This window comes from Mameliella sp. CS4 (assembly GCF_019392335.1).
Lineage (GTDB): Bacteria > Pseudomonadota > Alphaproteobacteria > Rhodobacterales > Rhodobacteraceae > Antarctobacter.
Map to the genome: position 1 here is coordinate 41,642 of NZ_JAHXRQ010000015.1, position 15,193 is coordinate 56,834.

17 protein-coding genes and 1 tRNA gene are annotated in these 15,193 nt (G+C 67.1%); 12 read left to right on the forward strand and 6 right to left on the reverse strand.

The annotated features are described in order from the left end of the window. Nucleotides 1-56: 56 nt before the first annotated feature. On the reverse strand, nt 57-770 hold the full coding sequence (locus KZZ07_RS17290) for a phosphatase domain-containing protein (protein WP_219516062.1): 714 nt from the start codon (nt 768-770) through the stop codon (nt 57-59). A gap of 128 nt (nt 771-898) precedes the next feature. Here KZZ07_RS17290 and KZZ07_RS17295 point away from each other — a divergent pair, with 128 nt between their 5' ends. Next, complete coding sequence (locus KZZ07_RS17295; RefSeq protein ID WP_219516064.1) at nt 899-2,092, forward strand: pyridoxal-phosphate-dependent aminotransferase family protein; 1,194 nt, start codon at nt 899-901, stop codon at nt 2,090-2,092. Between the two features lie 43 nt (nt 2,093-2,135). On the opposite strand, the gene KZZ07_RS17300 is transcribed toward KZZ07_RS17295, so the two are convergent. After that, a complete protein-coding gene (locus KZZ07_RS17300; protein ID WP_219516067.1) occupies nt 2,136-2,819 on the reverse strand; it encodes an ABC transporter ATP-binding protein in 684 nt (227 codons plus the stop codon). Further along, the gene (locus KZZ07_RS17305) at nt 2,812-4,098 is read right to left on the reverse strand and encodes a lipoprotein-releasing ABC transporter permease subunit (protein WP_219516068.1); all 1,287 of its coding nucleotides are present in this window, start codon (nt 4,096-4,098) and stop codon (nt 2,812-2,814) included. Before KZZ07_RS17305 ends, KZZ07_RS17300 begins: the two co-directional genes overlap by 8 nt. 129 nt (nt 4,099-4,227) lie before the next feature. Here KZZ07_RS17305 and KZZ07_RS17310 point away from each other — a divergent pair, with 129 nt between their 5' ends. From KZZ07_RS17310 to KZZ07_RS17325, 4 genes are all read left to right on the forward strand, one after another. Continuing rightward, nucleotides 4,228-4,557, forward strand: coding sequence for a DnaJ family domain-containing protein (locus KZZ07_RS17310; RefSeq protein ID WP_219516069.1), 330 nt, complete (start codon nt 4,228-4,230; stop codon nt 4,555-4,557). 30 nt (nt 4,558-4,587) lie between these two features. Continuing rightward, entirely contained in the window at nt 4,588-5,706 is a 1,119-nt protein-coding gene (locus KZZ07_RS17315; protein ID WP_219516070.1) for a pyridoxal phosphate-dependent aminotransferase, read from the forward strand. Between the two features lie 114 nt (nt 5,707-5,820). Then, nucleotides 5,821-6,027, forward strand: a complete 207-nt coding sequence (locus tag KZZ07_RS17320; RefSeq protein ID WP_219516071.1) for a histidinol phosphate aminotransferase — start codon at nt 5,821-5,823, stop codon at nt 6,025-6,027. 62 nt (nt 6,028-6,089) lie between these two features. Next, nucleotides 6,090-7,067 (forward strand): Ldh family oxidoreductase, encoded by a 978-nt coding sequence (locus tag KZZ07_RS17325; RefSeq protein ID WP_219516072.1) that lies wholly within the window; start codon nt 6,090-6,092, stop codon nt 7,065-7,067. Between the two features lie 9 nt (nt 7,068-7,076). Here the strand turns inward: KZZ07_RS17325 and KZZ07_RS17330 are convergent, their stop codons facing one another. Then, a complete protein-coding gene (locus KZZ07_RS17330; RefSeq protein ID WP_219516073.1) occupies nt 7,077-7,511 on the reverse strand; it encodes a DMT family transporter in 435 nt (144 codons plus the stop codon). An 11-nt stretch (nt 7,512-7,522) separates the two neighbouring features. Beyond that, nucleotides 7,523-7,933, reverse strand: a complete 411-nt coding sequence (locus KZZ07_RS17335; protein WP_219516074.1) for a PaaI family thioesterase — start codon at nt 7,931-7,933, stop codon at nt 7,523-7,525. A gap of 137 nt (nt 7,934-8,070) precedes the next feature. On the opposite strand from KZZ07_RS17335, the gene KZZ07_RS17340 reads away from it, so the two are divergent. Beyond that, nucleotides 8,071-8,535: a c-type cytochrome gene (locus KZZ07_RS17340; protein ID WP_219516075.1), complete on the forward strand. Its 465-nt coding sequence runs from the start codon at nt 8,071-8,073 to the stop codon at nt 8,533-8,535. Between the two features lie 74 nt (nt 8,536-8,609). Next, the gene (locus KZZ07_RS17345) at nt 8,610-9,014 is read left to right on the forward strand and encodes a c-type cytochrome (RefSeq protein WP_367181438.1); all 405 of its coding nucleotides are present in this window, start codon (nt 8,610-8,612) and stop codon (nt 9,012-9,014) included. Nucleotides 9,015-9,323: 309 nt separating this feature from the next. Here the strand turns inward: KZZ07_RS17345 and KZZ07_RS17350 are convergent, their stop codons facing one another. Beyond that, nucleotides 9,324-9,911, reverse strand: a complete 588-nt coding sequence (locus KZZ07_RS17350; RefSeq protein WP_219516077.1) for a TetR/AcrR family transcriptional regulator — start codon at nt 9,909-9,911, stop codon at nt 9,324-9,326. A gap of 79 nt (nt 9,912-9,990) precedes the next feature. On the opposite strand from KZZ07_RS17350, the gene KZZ07_RS17355 reads away from it, so the two are divergent. The 5 genes from KZZ07_RS17355 (at nt 9,991) to KZZ07_RS17375 (ending at nt 14,885) form a co-directional block, all read left to right on the forward strand. Continuing rightward, on the forward strand, nt 9,991-10,311 hold the full coding sequence (locus tag KZZ07_RS17355; protein ID WP_255564422.1) for a hypothetical protein: 321 nt from the start codon (nt 9,991-9,993) through the stop codon (nt 10,309-10,311). A gap of 146 nt (nt 10,312-10,457) precedes the next feature. Continuing rightward, complete coding sequence (locus KZZ07_RS17360) at nt 10,458-11,744, forward strand: homoserine dehydrogenase (protein WP_219516078.1); 1,287 nt, start codon at nt 10,458-10,460, stop codon at nt 11,742-11,744. Nucleotides 11,745-11,821: 77 nt separating this feature from the next. Next, nucleotides 11,822-12,796: a class II fructose-bisphosphatase gene (gene glpX / locus KZZ07_RS17365; RefSeq protein ID WP_219516079.1), complete on the forward strand. Its 975-nt coding sequence runs from the start codon at nt 11,822-11,824 to the stop codon at nt 12,794-12,796. Between the two features lie 122 nt (nt 12,797-12,918). Then, complete coding sequence (recJ, locus tag KZZ07_RS17370) at nt 12,919-14,673, forward strand: single-stranded-DNA-specific exonuclease RecJ (protein ID WP_219516080.1); 1,755 nt, start codon at nt 12,919-12,921, stop codon at nt 14,671-14,673. A 137-nt stretch (nt 14,674-14,810) separates the two neighbouring features. Next, nucleotides 14,811-14,885 (forward strand) — tRNA-Glu (locus KZZ07_RS17375). The last annotated feature ends 308 nt before the right edge of the window (nt 14,886-15,193 follow it).

Here is a 15,193-nt window from a genome sequence, read left to right on the forward strand (position 1 = left end):
GGTAGTGCCGCCAGAGCCAGCGAAACAGGCCCTTCCGGTTGGGTTCGCCCTTTGGACTAGCCACCCATCATCTCCCGCGCGCAGTCGATTTCGGGGCGCCGTGCTTCCCAGGCAGGCTGGATCGCCTTGGCCCTGTACTCGGTCCGGATCCAGTCCTCGAAGCCGATTTCGCCCAGACCCTGGCGCGCCTCGAAGACGCGCAGGACGTAGTCCTGCACCCCGGTCTTGGTGAAATCCAGGTGCATGTAGCGGATGCTCAGCTGCTTCTTGGCCTCCGCGATGGGGGCGTGTTCGAAGATCAGCAGGTACATGGCCGCGACGAAACCGGCCCGGTCGGCCCCGGACTTGCAGTGGAACATCATCGGCCGTTCCGCGGCCCGTAGGGCGTCGATCACGCCGATGATCCGTTTGCGCGGCGCGGCCTCGCGTGCCCAGAGCTTGGCATCGACCAAGGTCATGCCAAGCGCCTCGACGCTTTCCTTTTCAAAGAGGTAGTGGGCGTAGGTGTCTTCGCCGCGCAGGTTGACGACAGTCCGGATGCCCATCGCGGCATAGCGTTCGAACCGTCGATGTGTCGGCTGGTTCGACCTGTAAACTCCCGGCGCGATCTGAAAGAAATTGGTCCAGAGCACGCGCAGAAAGGCATGGTCGAACAGGTTGTAGTGCAGGGACGACCAGCGCCGTGTCTCGGGCGTCGAGATATCAGTGCCAAACGAGCGGCGCAGCCTGCGCTCCGCCTTGTCCAGCCTGCTCCAGAGTTTTGCCAGCATGCGCGATAGGATCCCCGACGTTCAGGCGCGCGGTTTACGCGGCATTCCGCGGCCTGTCCAGCAAGGGCAGATATTGACGGCAGGGCGCCGCCCGTTAACGTCGCGCCGCACAGTTACAGGAGTCGCCCATGCCCTTGTCCAACGGCCGCCCTCACATGGCCCTGCCGGGGCCGTCGATGATGCCCGACCGCGTTTTGCAGGCGATGCGCCGCCCGGCGCCCGACATCTATTCGCCGGAACTGCATCAGATGGTGGCTGGCATCGTTCCCGACCTTGCCCATGTGGCGCAGACAAAGGGACAGGTGGCGATGTATATCTGCAACGGCCACGGCGCCTGGGAGGCGGCCCTGTCCAATACCGTGGCCCCGGGCGAGGCGGTGCTTGCGCCCACCACCGGTGCCTTCGGTCACGGTTGGGCCGAGATGGCCCAGGGGCTGGGCGCCGAGGTCGAGATCATCGACCACGGTCGCACGGCACCGATTGACCCCGAGCGGGTCCGCGCCGCCCTGCTGGCGGACAAGGGCCAGCGCATCAAGGCGGTGCTGGCGGTGCATGTCGATACCTCGTCTTCCGTTCGGTCGGACATCGCCGCGTTGCGCGCCGTACTGGACGAGACCGGACACCCGGCGTTGTTGATGGTCGATTGTATCGCCTCGCTGGGCTGCGACGAGTTTCGCATGGACGCCTGGGGGGCCGACGTCATGGTGACCGGCTCGCAAAAGGGGCTGATGGTGCCGCCGGGGCTGGGCTTTGTCTTTTTCAACGCCCGCGCGGCGGAGGTGCGCCGCGCCATGCCGCGCGTCTCGCGCTACTGGGACTGGGGGCCGCGCGCGGATCCGGCGATGTTCTACCAGTATTTCGGGGGCACTGCGCCCACGCACCACCTTTATGGCCTGCGCGCCGCGCTGGACATGATCCGCGAGGAAGGGATCGAGTCGATCTGGGCGCGCCATGCCACCCTGGCGCAGGCGATCTGGGCCGCGGGCGAGGCCTGGGCCGAGGACGGCCCGTTCCGCTTGAACGTGCCGGAGCGCGCGCATCGCTCGCACGCTGTGACGGCAGCGCAGCTTGGCGCGCCGCTGGGGGACCGTTTGCGCCACTGGTGCCGTGACGAGGCGGGCCTGGTGCTGGGCGTCGGGCTGCGCGTCGGCGATCCGGAGGACCCCACCGGCTCGGGCTATTTCCGCTTCGGCCACATGGGGCATGTGAACGCGCATGGCATCCTTGGCCTGATTGGCACGGTCGAGGCCGGGCTGACGGCGCTGGAAATCCCTCACGGGGCAGGGGCGGTGGAGGCTGCCGTCAAGGTCGTGACAGGGTAAAAGACGCGGCGTCGGCTCTGCTGTCGTCGCGACAGATGAGAGATCACCCCGCGTGCAGCCCGCCCGCGTCCAGCCGCAACTGGCGGTCCATCCTGGCCGCAAGCTCCAGGTTGTGCGTCGCGATCAGGCAGGACAGCCCGGTCTCGCGCACCAGCGTCATCAGCGCGCCGAACACGCGGTCCGATGTCGAGGGGTCGAGGTTGCCGGTCGGTTCGTCCGCCAGCAACAGGCGCGGCGTATTGGCCATCGCGCGGCAAAACGCGACCCGCTGCTGTTCGCCGCCCGAAAGGGCTGCAGGCCGGTGAGCGGCGCGGTCCTTCACGCCGACACTGTCCAGCAGTGCCAGTGCCCTTTCTTCGGCGGCACCACGGGCCACGCCATTGGCCAGCTGCGGCAGCACGATGTTCTCCAGCGCCGTGAACTCCGGCAGCAGGTGGTGGAACTGGTAGACAAAGCCCACGTCCGCGCGGCGTACCGCCGTGCGGCGGCGGTCGCTCTGGCCCTGCATCGCCTCGCCGCCGATCTCGACCGTGCCGGCGTCCGGCGTGTCCAGCAGTCCCGCGATATGCAACAGCGTCGACTTGCCCGCACCAGAGGGGGCGACCAGTGCCACCACCTCGCCTCGGGCGACCTCCAGGTCGATGCCGCGCAGGACCTGCACCTCGTTCGGAAGTCCCTTGTTATAGCTCTTCTCGATGCCCGTCAGGCGCAGGACCGTGTCACTCATAGCGCAGCGCCTCCACCGGGTTCATCCGGGCCGCGCGCCGGGCCGGAAAAATCGTGACGATGAAACTCAGCCCCAGGGACAGGCCCACCGCCGACAGCACGTCCTTGAGGTGCAACTCGGCGGGCAGGGCATAGATACCCCGGATAGACGGATCCCAGACCCCGCCGCCGGAAAGGTAGTTCACGGCGGCAAAGATCGGGTCGATGTAGATTGCGAAAAGGCACCCCAGGAGAACCCCCAGCGCCGTGCCGATCAGCCCGGTGAAAGAGCCGCAGATGAAGAAGACGCGCATGATGGACCCTTCGGTCAGCCCCATCGTGCGCAGGATGCCGATGTCGCGGCCCTTGTTTTTGACCAGCATGATGAGGCCGGAGACGATATTCATGGTCGCAATCAGCACCAGGACTGACAGGATCACGAACATCACGTTATCCTCGATGTCCAGCGCCCGCAGGAAACCGCCGCTGGCATCCTGCCATGTCCAGACCAGCGCGCCGGGGCCTGCTGCCTCGCCAATGGCGCGGGTGTATTGCTCGACCTGTTCGGGGTCCTCGACAGTGATTTCCAGCTCGTCCGCAACGCCCTCGCGGTTGAAATACAGCTGCGCCTCCTCGAAGGGCATGTAGACCCGCGTGCGGTCGATGTCATAGCGCCCGGCGGTAAAGATATAGGTGACCTGGTAACTCTTGACCCGCGGGCTGACCCCGAACGGCGTCTTGACCCCGTTGGGAGAGATCAGGTCGATACTGTCGCCCAGCCCCACGCCCAGCACCTGCGCCACGCCTGACCCGATGGCGATCCCCATGTCGAAATCCACGATATTGCCGATACCGGTTTCCATGTCGGCGATGCGCGGGATCTCGATCAGGTCGGCCTCGGCGATGCCGAAGACTTCGACACCCGCGTTGCGGCCCTTGCCCGTGGCCATGACCTGCCCCTTGACCAGCGGGGCCACACGGGTCACGCCGTCGACTTGGCGCACGCGCTCGGCCATTGCCTGATAATCGGGCAGGGTGCGCGTCGGCTGGCCATCCTCGCCGGTGCGCTGAATGTGGTAGACTGTGACATGGGCATTCGCACCGACGATGGTATCGACGAATTCCGCCCGAAAACCCGACCGGACCGCCAGCGTCGCGATCAGCGCAAAGACCGCCAGCGTGATTCCGATCAGCGAAATCCAGGTCATGACCGACACGCCGCCTTCGGCGCGCTTGGCGCGCAGATAGCGCCAGGCGATCATCCATTCGAAAGGGGCGAAAGGCGGCGGCTGGCGCGTCATCTGCGATCTTTCTTGTGCTGCTCGCGCGGGAAACTGGCCTTTTGCCCCGCCGGGGTCAAGCTGTGGTGGCGCTTGTGAGCGGGCCGGCGCAGGTCTATCCTTGGATCATCCCAACAGCGGAGCTGCCCCATGCCCGACTTCAGCCGCCTGACCGAGGCGCAGATCCGCAAAGCAGAGGCCGAAGGCAAGCTTCGAAACCTCGAAGGTGAGGGCAAGCCCCTGCCGCAGCGGCCCGGCGATGCGCTGATCGACGCGGGTGAGGCGGTCGGCTATCGCATCATGGCCGAGGCCGGTGCCTTGCCCGAGGAAGTGGGCCTGAAGGCGCAACTGGATGCCGCCCGGGTCGACTGGCAGCGGGCCTCTGATCCGGACGACAAGAAGCGTCTGATGGGCCGCATCGCGGATTTGCAGATGCGGTACGAAATCGCCCGGGACGCGCGGCGCAAATTCATGCGTTGACGCGGGCCGTGCGCGTTTCATAAATGCGCCATGACCGGACCTCGTTATCCCGACCTGATCGCCGCCCTGCCGGAAACCGTGCCCTTCGTCGGGCCCGAGGTGCAGGAGCGCGCCCGTGGCGCTACCTTCAAGGCCCGCCTTGGCGCCAATGAAAGCGTTTTTGGCCCGTCCCCCTTCGCCATTGCCGCGATTCAGGACGAGGCGGCGGAGGTCTGGAAATATGCAGACCCTTCGCACCTGGACCTCAAAGGCGCGCTGGCCGCGCAGATGGCCTGTGCCCCGGACAACATCCTGATCGGAGAGGGGATCGACGGGCTGCTGGGCTATCTCGTTCGGTTGCTGGTTGCGCCGGGTGACTCGGTCGTGACTTCTGACGGCGCCTATCCGACCTTCAACTACCATGTGAACGGATACGGCGGGGTGCTGCACAGGATCCGCTATGCCGGCGATCACGAGAATCTCGGTGGGCTGATCGAGAAGGCGGCAGAGGTTGACGCCAAGTTGATCTACCTTGCCAATCCCGACAATCCGATGGGCAGCTGGCATTCGGGGGCCGCGATCGAGGCGGCGCTCGACACGCTTCCCGATGGCTGCGTGCTGGCGCTGGACGAGGCCTATATCGAGTTCGCCCCCGATGGCACCGCGCCCCGGATCGACCCCGAGGATGACCGCGTCGTGCGTCTGCGCACCTTCTCCAAGGCCTATGGCATGGCGGGCGCGCGCATCGGCTATGCGATCTCGGCGGCGCCGGTGATCCGCGCCTTTGACAAGATCCGCAACCATTTCGGCATGAACCGCATGGCCCTGGCCGGGGCTCTGGCGGCCTTGCAGGATACCGAATGGCTCGAAGAGGTCTTGCGCCTGACCGAAGAGGCGCGCGACCAGATCACCCGCATCGCCGGGGCGAACGGTCTGACCACGCTGCCCTCCGCGACGAATTTCGTGACCGTGGATTGCGGGCGCGACGGAGATTTCGCCCGCGCGGTGCTGGCCGCCCTGATCGAGCGCGGCGTCTTTGTCCGCATGCCCTTTGTCGCGCCGCAGGATCGCTGTATCCGCATCAGCGCCGGCAGGGCAGAGGATCTGGCCGTGCTGGAAGAGGCGCTGCCCGGAGCACTTGCCGCGGCCCGCGAAAGCGTCTCGGCCTAGGCAAAACGGCGCCCATTAACCGAAATTTCAGCTGATCGCGGAATCCTGACCTGACTTGCAGGCCGGATGCGCTAAAATGGTCTTTGCATGCAGCCGCAGGCAGGAGGCACCGCGATGGAGAACCGTCATCCGCAACCGGTCGAGGATTACACGACCGCCAACATGGTCCTGATCTTCGTCAACCTGCTCTGGGTCTTTGTGCTGCTGTGGTCGTGGTGGGGGCTGGGGCCGGTTCTCATCCTCTCTGTCTTGCTCAACCATCTGATCACCCGGCTTGACCTGGCCCGACGCCGTCATGAAAGCCGGTTCGACCGGTTCTGACCCCTCCCTTTTCGTTTCGGCATACGCGCACTAGGGTCCTGCCAAACACGCAGGAGCCGTCCATGCCCGAAATCGCCATTGCCGAAATCCAGCGCCTTTCCGAAACTGCCCTGGCCACGCATGGGGCTGGACCGGCCATCGCCGCCGAAATGGCCCGGGCCATCGCCTGGGCCGAGGCGCGGGGAAACCGGATCTGCGGCCTCTACTACCTGGAAAGCTATTGCCAGCAGCTGACCTCTGGCCGGGTCGATGGCCGGGCCGTGCCGGGTATCAGTCGGCCACGGGCCTCGGAAATCCGTGTCGATGCGGCGCATGGCTTTGCCCAGCCAGCCTTTGCCGCCGCGCTGCCGCTGGCGCTGGAGGCGGCGCAGGAAACCGGAGTTGTCAGCCTGGCCCTGCACCACGCCCATACCTGCACCGCGCTGGGTTATTTCACCGAACAGATCGCACGCGGCGGCGCGTTGGGGCTGGGGCTGACAAATGCTTCGCCCATCGTGGCGGCGCCGGGCGGCAAGACCCGCGTGATCGGCACCAATCCGATCTCTTTCGCCGTGCCCGACGGCAAGGGCGGGGTTGCAATAATGTTCGATCAGAGCACCACCACCGTGGCTCTGGGCCATATCACGTTGGCCAAGGCGGCGGGGCGCTCGATCCCCGAGGGCTGGGCCGTGGATGCCGAAGGCGCCCCCACCACCGACCCCGAGGCGGCGCTGGCCGGATCGCTGACCAGTGCGGGGGGCTACAAGGGCTGGGGCTTTGGCCTGATGGCCGAGATCCTGGCCGCCTGTCTGGGCGGTGGCGTGCTGAGTTCGGAGGTCAAGCCGCTCAAGGCGCCCGAGGGTGCCCCGCATGATCTTGGCCAGTATTTCCTGCTGATCGACCCGGGACAGGGGGCGTTCTACGATCGGCTTGCGGAACTGGGCCGGGTGGTCACCCAGGACGAAGGCGCAAGGATGCCCGGCGCGGGCCGCGCCGTGCAGCAGGCAATCGACCTGCCCGATGCCCTCTGGCAGCAGTTGCGGTCACTCGCCGGGGCCTGAGACGGACGGTCACGCGCGCTGGGTGATCCAGACCCCCAGCGCCATGACCGCGAGTCCCGTCGCCCGCGTCAGGGTCAGCGGTGAGACCCGCGCCCCGAACAGCCCGAAATGATCGATCGCCGCCGCGCTGATAAGCTGCCCGATCAACACGAAGAAGACCGCGTTACCGACCCCGAAATGCGGCGCGATATAGGTGACGGACAACACGTAGAAAGCCACGAGGCAGCCGCCCAGCAAGAGATGCCTGGGCGCTGTGGCCAGCCCGCCAAAGCCCTTCGCCCCCATCAGCGCCCAGACCGTGCCGGTCGAAATCAGGGCCACGCAGAACAGCACCAGGGCGGCGGCCGCCGGAGAGCCGAGCCGCTGCCCCAGCGCGGCATTGAGCGCGGCCAGCGTCGGAATGCCGATCCCCGCCAGCAACATGATCACCGCGTATTGTGTCATCCCGGGTCCCTTCATGACGGCAGGTAGAACGTGGCACTGGCAGCGGCCACCGTGGCCGCGTCCGGAAGGCGAATCAGCGTTGCTTCGGCAAAGATCATCGCCCGCCCGGCCTTGATCACCCGCGCGGTGCAGCGCACGGCCTCGCCCCGGGCCGCGCTGAGAAAGCGGGTTTCCAGGTTGGTGGTGGCCACCGGCTCGAACCGGCCCAGCCGTCCGGCACAGGCAAAGACCATCGCGGTATCCGCCAGCGTTGCGAGCGCCTGCCCGCAGACGATGCCGCCCATGCGGGCGATCTCGGGGCGCACGGGGATCTCGAGCACGGCCTGATCCGGGCCGATCTCGGTAATCTCTGGCTGCAGGGCCTGGACCCAGGGTGCGAAATTCTCTTTCAACAGATGCTGTGCGGTGGCAGGATCGAGCATGTGGACCTCCCGTCTTTCCGGCGCGACTATGACCGGAGGCGCGGGCACTGTCACGCGGCCTTGGGCCGGGACGGGGGCAGGGGGGGGCGCCGGTCCGGTGGGCCGTCCAGGGACCGGACAGGAAAACGGAGCGGGACATGCACATGAGGATACTGGCCGGGGCCGCGCTGATCGCACTGTCCGGTTGCGCGGTGTTCTGGCCGGGGCAGGGGGGCACCAGCCGCAGCTGGTTCAGCCCGTCGCAGGACAGGGGCGAGCCGGTTGAGCCGGGGGCACGGATCTACGCGACCAACTGCGCGGGCTGTCACGGCGCCAAGGGGCGTGGCGATGGCGCGCTGGCCACGGATCTGCCGGTGGCGCCGCCTGACCTGACCGGATTGACCCTGGCCAACGGCGGCGTCTTTCCCGCCGAACGCGTGATGGAGACGATCTACGGCTACCCGGGCAAGTTCCACCGCGGCTCCATGCCCGAATTCGCGGCTGAGCTGAGCGGCCCTGTGGTGGAATGGCGCGCGCCCTCGGGCGAGGTGATCATGACACCCAAGGGGCTTTTGGACGTGGTGGCCCATATCGAGGGGCTGCAAGTCGCCGCCGACGGCTGAACGGGCTTGCCGAGGCGACGGGGCTTTGGCAGGAAGCGGGGGAAGCAGGCATGAAAGGGGCAGGTATGGTCAGAATGACACTCGGACTTGTGGCGGCACTGGCACTGGCGGGCTGCGTCGAGGAGACCGCGATGCCGGGGGCCTCGGACGGACGGTCGCTCTTCATGGAGAACTGCGCGGTCTGTCACGGGGCGGATGCCAAGGGCAATGGGCAGATGGCGCGCGCGATGAGCGTCGCGCCGAAGAACCTGACGCTGATCAAGGTGCGCCACGGTGACGTTTTTCCGCGGGCCAAGGTGATGTCGATCATCGACGGCTATGCGCGGTCGGACCGGTCGGCCTCTTGGATGCCGGAGTTTGGAGCCTTGCTGGAGGGCGACCTGGTGCCCTACGACAGCGGCGACGGCAAGCCGACGCCGACGCCGCGCAAGCTGGTAGCGCTGGCCGAATACCTGGAATCGATCCAGGTGGAGCGCTGAGGGCCGCCGGGACGGGACTGTTTGCGGCATGCGCCGCAAAGGCGCCCGCCCGCCGACCCTTTGGAACAGGCTGCGCCTGTTTTTCGCTTCGGGAGTCACCAAGGAACAAGCCTCGCCTGCTCCCCGGAGTCCTCCCTCGCTTTTCGAGGGCCTGAGCCAGCGCGCGGGGCAATGCAAGGGCAAGCCGCCTGTCGGCGGGCCTGCGGCCCCTTACATTGCCCCCCGCCCCGGCTCTGATCGGCCTCAAGCGACGGAGGGCTCCGGGGAACAGGCTGGGGGCCGACATGTGACGCGTCCCGAGGGGCGCCGTCAGGCGGAGACCGACTTGCGCACCATGTCCCAGTAGAGATCCTGCACCTCGGGGACACTCAGGCGGCCGTCCGGGCGATACCAGGTGGTGACGCCGGTCAGCATGGCGATCACGGCCAGCGTCGCAAGCTTGGTATCGGCGACCTCGAAACAGCCCGAGGCGACTCCGTCGCTCAGGATCCTCTGCAGCGCATTTTCGTAGTCGCGGCGCAGGCCTTCGATCACCGCGAAATTCTCGGGCGTGAGGTTGCGCAGTTCCATGTAGGCGATGAAGACCAGTTCCGGGCGTTCGAGGTGAAAGGCGATGTGGAACCGGACGAAGGCCTCCAGCCGCGCTGACGGAGAGGCGCTGGATGGCAGGCGGGCGAGATCGCCCAGCAGGTCGTCCATGTGTTCCTTCATCAGCGAAAACAGCAGCGCCTGCTTGTCGGGGGTATAGTTGTAGAGCGCCCCGGCCTGCAGGCCCACCGCCGAGGCGATCTGGCGCATCGAGACGGCCGCAAAACCGTGTTCGGCAAAAAGCCGCAGCGCCGCGTCGCGGATGCGTGGGCCGGTGATCCCGGCGTGGCTTCCCTGGGTGCGTGCCATGTCCCCATCAATATCTGAACGGGCGTTCAGATCAACCCGGATGCTTGCCAGCCCGCGCGGGCTGGGGCATGACTGACACATGGCTGTTCGGTTCCCATATCCGCTGTTTTGCGCCGCTGTCCTGGCGGCGCTGACCGGCTGCACCCAGTTCCCTGAACTGGACGCGACGCAGACGCCGGGTGTGGCCGACGCGCCCTATCCGGACCTCTTGCCGCTGGACGCGCTTCTGAACGGGGCCGTGCCACGCGCCACCCCCGGCGAGGCCGCCGCGGTCGAGGGGCGGGTGGCCGCGCTGAAGGCGCGGGCCAGCCGGTTGCAACGTGTGGAGATCGCCCCGCGCGGTGTCGATGGCCGCCTGTTGCGCCTGCGGCGGAAGGCTGCGGCGCTTCGGTCGGAGTAGAGCGCCGCAAGTTGCGGTGTCTTTGCGCATCACTCGGGCGGATGACAGGGTCAAAGCCCCGTGTCGTGCCGCACGCCCTTGTCCCCGGCGAGGCTTGGCGATAACCCCGATCCGGAATTGACCCCTAGGGAAAAAGGAGCCCGCCCATGTCCCAGCCACTCCGTCTTGGTATTGCCGGTCTGGGGACCGTGGGCACAGGGGTCGTCAAGATCGTACGGCAGAAGGCTGCGCTCTTGACCGAACGGTCGGGCCGCAGCATCGAGATCAGCGCTGTCTCCGCCCGGACCCGCGACAAGGATCGCGGCGTGAACCTGTCCAGCTATGCCTGGGAAGACGACCCGGTGGCGCTGGCCACGCGTGACGATGTGGATGTCTTTGTCGAGCTCATGGGCGGCAGCGACGGACCGGCCAAGGCCGCCGTCGAGGCCGCGCTGAAGGCGGGCAAGGATGTTGTCACCGCCAACAAGGCGATGCTGGCGCATCACGGCCAGGCGCTGGCGGCGCTGGCCGAGGACAATGGCGCGGTGCTGCGCTTCGAGGCGGCGGTGGCGGGCGGCATTCCTGTCATCAAGGCGCTGACCGAGGGCCTGGCAGGCAATGACATCGAGCGGGTGATGGGCGTGATGAACGGCACCTGCAACTACATCCTGACCCGGATGGAGGACGGCGGCCTGACCTATGAAGAGGCCTTTGCCGAGGCCGATGCCCTCGGTTTTCTTGAGGCCGATCCGCAGCTGGACGTGGGCGGGATCGACGCCGGGCACAAACTGTCGCTTCTGTCGTCCATCGCCTTTGGGACGCAGGTGAATTTCGACGCGGTCGAGCTGGAAGGCATCGGCAGCGTCACCATCGAGGATATCCGCCAGGCTGCGGACATGGGCTTCCGGATCAAGCTGCTGGGCGTGGCCCGGATGACCGGCCGTGGGCTGGAGCAGAGCATGGCGCCCTGCCTGGTGCCGGCGAACTCTCCGCTGGGACAGCTGCAGGGCGGCACCAACATGGTGGTGATCGAGGGCGACCAGGTGGGCCAGATCGTCATGCGCGGGGCCGGTGCCGGCGAAGGCCCCACCGCCAGCGCCGTCATGGGCGATGTCATGGACGTGGCGCGGGGCTTGCGGGTTTCGACCTTTGGCCGTCCGGCCGATAGCCTGACAGAGGCGACGCCGGCGCGCGCCTCGACGCCTGCGCCTTACTACCTGCGCATGACGCTGGCGGACAAGCCGGGGGCGCTGGCCAAGGTGGCTACCGCGCTGGGCGAGGCCGGGGTGTCCATCAACCGGATGCGCCAGTACAACCATACCGACGACAGCGCCCCGGTGCTGATCGTGACGCACAAGACCACGCGCAACGCGCTGGACCAGGCGCTTGTGGCGATGGAGGCCACCGGCGTCGTCATCACCGCGCCGGTCGCGCTGCGGATCGAGGAAGTCTGAGACGGCACCCGCCGGCGGCCTTGCCCCGGCGGAAACCGCCGGGTAGACGAAGAAGAAGAAGTTTTCGAGGAAATCCCATGTCCACGCCCATCGATTTCAATGACCGCATGCTCTCTCTCGGCCTTGCCCGCGTGGCGGAACAGGCCGCCATCGCCAGTGCCGACTGGATCGGGCGCGGCGACGAGAAGGCCGCCGATCAGGCTGCCGTCAACGCCATGCGCGAACAGCTCGACAAGCTGGACATCAAGGGGGTCGTCGTCATCGGCGAGGGCGAGCGCGACGAGGCGCCGATGCTGTATATCGGCGAAGAGGTCGGCAATGGCGAGGGGCCCGGGGTGGACATTGCGCTGGACCCGCTCGAAGGGACGACGCTGACCGCCAAGGACATGCCCAACGCGCTGACCGTGATCGCGATGGGGCCGCGCGGTTCGATGCTGCACGCGCCGGATGTCTACATGGACAAGCTGGCCATCGGTCCGGGCTATCCCGAGGGGATCGTGACTCTGGACATGCCGCCCGCCACCCGCGTTTCGGCGCTGGCCACGGAAAAGGGCTGTGGCCCCAGCGACATCACCGTCTGCATCCTGGAACGGCCCCGCCATGAGGAAATGATTGCAGAGGTGCGTGCCACCGGCGCCTCGATCCGCCTGATCACGGATGGTGACGTGGCCGGTGTCATGCATTGCGCCGAACCCCACATGACCGGCATCGACATGTACATGGGATCCGGCGGCGCGCCCGAGGGCGTGCTGGCCGCTGCGGCCCTGAAATGTATGGGCGGGCAGATCTATGGTCGCCTGCTGTTCCGCAACGATGACGAACGCGGCCGTGCGGCCAAGGCGGGAATCACCGACCTGGACAAGATCTATGACCGGGACGAAATGGTGACCGCCGATGTGATCTTTGCCGCCACCGGTGTGACCGGGGGATCGCTTTTGCCGGGGATCAAGCGCGAGATCGGCTGGATCACCACCGAGACGCTGCTGATGCGCTCCAAGACCGGGTCCGTCCGGCGCATGAGCTATCGCAACCCGGTCAATCGCGGCGGCTGAGCGGGGCGCAGGCGGCTGTTGGTCGGGGCGTCGAGTCGAAGGTATGACTTTCGCATGACCTCTGGCTCCCTTCGGTCGACCACCGCTGAAGTATTTTTTCCAAGAAGAAGCCGGGAGAGGGTTTGTCCTATCTGGGGGTCGAAAGCAGTCTGACCGGGCGGCGTTGGGTCGGTCCCGGCCCCGAGGAAACCCGGCAGGCCGAGGCACTGGTGCAGCGCACCGGGTTGACTCACGCGCTTTGTGCCGTGCTGGCGCGGCTGGGCGTGGGCGCCGAGGAGGCGGAGTACTACCTGGCCCCGAAACTGCGCGAACTGCTCCCCGATCCGAGATCGCTCAAGGACATGGAGCGGGCAGCCGCACGGTTCCTGCAGGCGGTGCGGGGGCGTGAGCGGATCGCGGTCTTTGCCGACTACGACGTGGATGGCGGCAGCTCTGCGGCGCTGCTGCTGGACTGGCTGCGGCAGATGGGGCGGCAGGCGACGCTTTACGTTCCGGACCGGATCGACGAGGGCTATGGCCCCAATGTGCCCGCCATGCAGGCGCTGGCCGCCGAGCATGACCTGATCATCTGCGTCGATTGCGGCACGCTTTCGCACGAACCCATCGCGGCGGCCAAAGGGGCGGCGGATGTCGTGGTGCTGGACCACCACCTGGGGGGCGAGACGCTGCCCGATTGCGTGGCCGTGGTGAACCCCAACCGTCAGGACGAGGATGGCGCGCTGGCGCATCTCTGTGCGGCCGCGGTTGTTTTCCTCATGCTGGTCGAAGCCGGGCGCCAGCTGCGCGAGGCGGGGGCCAAGGGGCCTGACCTGATGGCGGCCCTGGATCTGGTGGCGCTGGCCACGGTGGCGGACGTGGCGCCCCTGAAAGGCGTCAACCGGGCCTTTGTGCACCAGGGGCTGCGCGTCATGGCGGGCCGGGCGCGGCCCGGGCTTGTCGCCCTGTCGGACGTGGCGCGGCTGGAACGGGCGCCCGCCGCCTATCACCTGGGCTATGTCATGGGGCCGCGCGTGAACGCGGGCGGTCGGATCGGCAAGGCGGACCTTGGCGCGCGGCTTCTGGCCTGTGACAACCCCGCCGAGGCGCAGGCCATGGCCGAACGCCTGGACCAGCTCAACACCGAGCGGCGAGAGATCGAGGCGACAGTGCGCGAGGCCGCGCTGGCGCAGGCCGAGGCGCGCGGGCTGGAGGCGCCGCTGGTCTGGGCCGCCGAGGACGGCTGGCATCCGGGCGTGGTGGGGATTGTCGCCTCTCGTCTCAAGGAACAGACCAACCGTCCTTCCATCGTGATCGGGTTCGAGGGCGACGAGGGCAAGGGATCGGGACGCTCGGTGCCCGGTGTCGACCTGGGCGCCGCGATCCAGAAGTTGGCCGCCGAGGGGCTGCTGGTCAAGGGCGGTGGCCACAAGATGGCCGCCGGACTTACGGTGTTGCGCGATCAGCTGGAACCGGCCATGGCGCGCCTGTCGGAACTGCTGGAACGCCAGGGCGCAGGGCAGGGTGGTGCGGCAGATCTGCGGGTCGACGGGCTGCTGATGCCGGGCGCGGCCAGCGTGGAGCTGGTCGAACAGCTGGAACGCGCCGGCCCCTTTGGCGCGGCGGTGCCCGGACCGCGCTTTGTGCTGCCCGACATGCAGATCCGCTACGCGCGGCGGGTCGGGCAGGGGCACCTGAAACTGACGGTCTCTGACGGAATGGGCGCCTCGCTGGATGCGATTATGTTCTCGGCCTTCGACGGGCCGTTGGGACCGGCGCTAGAGGACCACAAGGGCGCACGCTTCCACCTTGCGGGCAAGCTGGACGTGAATTTCTGGCAAGGCAGGACGACGGTCCAGTTGCGCCTTGACGACGCCGCTCCGGCCGCTGTTCAGGACTGAATCGAGGCGCTTTTTGCCTTTGTCACCGGGGCGCGAAAATTTCTGAATTTTGTGCTTGCAAGCACCGCGCGCTTTTCATAGAACCCGCCTCACGCCGCAGCGATGGTCACACAGACAGCGCCACGGCGGACCAGAGTGGCCCGTTCGTCTATCGGTTAGGACGCCAGGTTTTCAACCTGGAAAGAGGGGTTCGATTCCCCTACGGGCTGCCACTTTTCCTCATTTTCCCTTAGTTTACTGGACGTTGCGTCGTCCAGGGTCCCACGATTTTCGGAGCGTGGGAGACGTTGCGCTTCTGCGGCGGCTTCGGCGCGCAGCGCGGCACGCTCGGCCAGGCGCGCGCGGTCTACCCGCTTGGTATAGATCGCGGCGGTTTTCGGGTCGCTGTGCGACAGGTGCGCCATGACCTCGTAGACCGATCCAGACGCCTCGGCGATCTGCTCGGCGCGCCGCTTTCGAATACCGTGCTGGGAGCGGGTCGCGCGCACCTTCGGTTTCCCGTTCTTCTCCAGCACCGGAT

Excerpts from the sequence above, each read along its gene's own strand:
- KZZ07_RS17290 (WP_219516062.1), bottom strand. The coding sequence starts at position 770 with ATGCTGGCAAAACTCTGGAGCAGGCTGGACAAGGCGGAGCGCAGGCTG.
- KZZ07_RS17295 (WP_219516064.1), top strand. The coding sequence starts at position 899 with ATGCCCTTGTCCAACGGCCGCCCTCACATGGCCCTGCCGGGGCCGTCG.
- KZZ07_RS17300 (WP_219516067.1), bottom strand. The coding sequence starts at position 2,819 with ATGAGTGACACGGTCCTGCGCCTGACGGGCATCGAGAAGAGCTATAAC.
- KZZ07_RS17305 (WP_219516068.1), bottom strand. The coding sequence starts at position 4,098 with ATGACGCGCCAGCCGCCGCCTTTCGCCCCTTTCGAATGGATGATCGCC.
- KZZ07_RS17310 (WP_219516069.1), top strand. The coding sequence starts at position 4,228 with ATGCCCGACTTCAGCCGCCTGACCGAGGCGCAGATCCGCAAAGCAGAG.
- KZZ07_RS17315 (WP_219516070.1), top strand. The coding sequence starts at position 4,588 with ATGACCGGACCTCGTTATCCCGACCTGATCGCCGCCCTGCCGGAAACC.
- KZZ07_RS17320 (WP_219516071.1), top strand. The coding sequence starts at position 5,821 with ATGGAGAACCGTCATCCGCAACCGGTCGAGGATTACACGACCGCCAAC.
- KZZ07_RS17325 (WP_219516072.1), top strand. The coding sequence starts at position 6,090 with ATGCCCGAAATCGCCATTGCCGAAATCCAGCGCCTTTCCGAAACTGCC.
- KZZ07_RS17330 (WP_219516073.1), bottom strand. The coding sequence starts at position 7,511 with ATGACACAATACGCGGTGATCATGTTGCTGGCGGGGATCGGCATTCCG.
- KZZ07_RS17335 (WP_219516074.1), bottom strand. The coding sequence starts at position 7,933 with ATGCTCGATCCTGCCACCGCACAGCATCTGTTGAAAGAGAATTTCGCA.
- KZZ07_RS17340 (WP_219516075.1), top strand. The coding sequence starts at position 8,071 with ATGCACATGAGGATACTGGCCGGGGCCGCGCTGATCGCACTGTCCGGT.
- KZZ07_RS17345 (WP_367181438.1), top strand. The coding sequence starts at position 8,610 with ATGACACTCGGACTTGTGGCGGCACTGGCACTGGCGGGCTGCGTCGAG.
- KZZ07_RS17350 (WP_219516077.1), bottom strand. The coding sequence starts at position 9,911 with ATGGCACGCACCCAGGGAAGCCACGCCGGGATCACCGGCCCACGCATC.
- KZZ07_RS17355 (WP_255564422.1), top strand. The coding sequence starts at position 9,991 with ATGGCTGTTCGGTTCCCATATCCGCTGTTTTGCGCCGCTGTCCTGGCG.
- KZZ07_RS17360 (WP_219516078.1), top strand. The coding sequence starts at position 10,458 with ATGTCCCAGCCACTCCGTCTTGGTATTGCCGGTCTGGGGACCGTGGGC.
- glpX (WP_219516079.1), top strand. The coding sequence starts at position 11,822 with ATGTCCACGCCCATCGATTTCAATGACCGCATGCTCTCTCTCGGCCTT.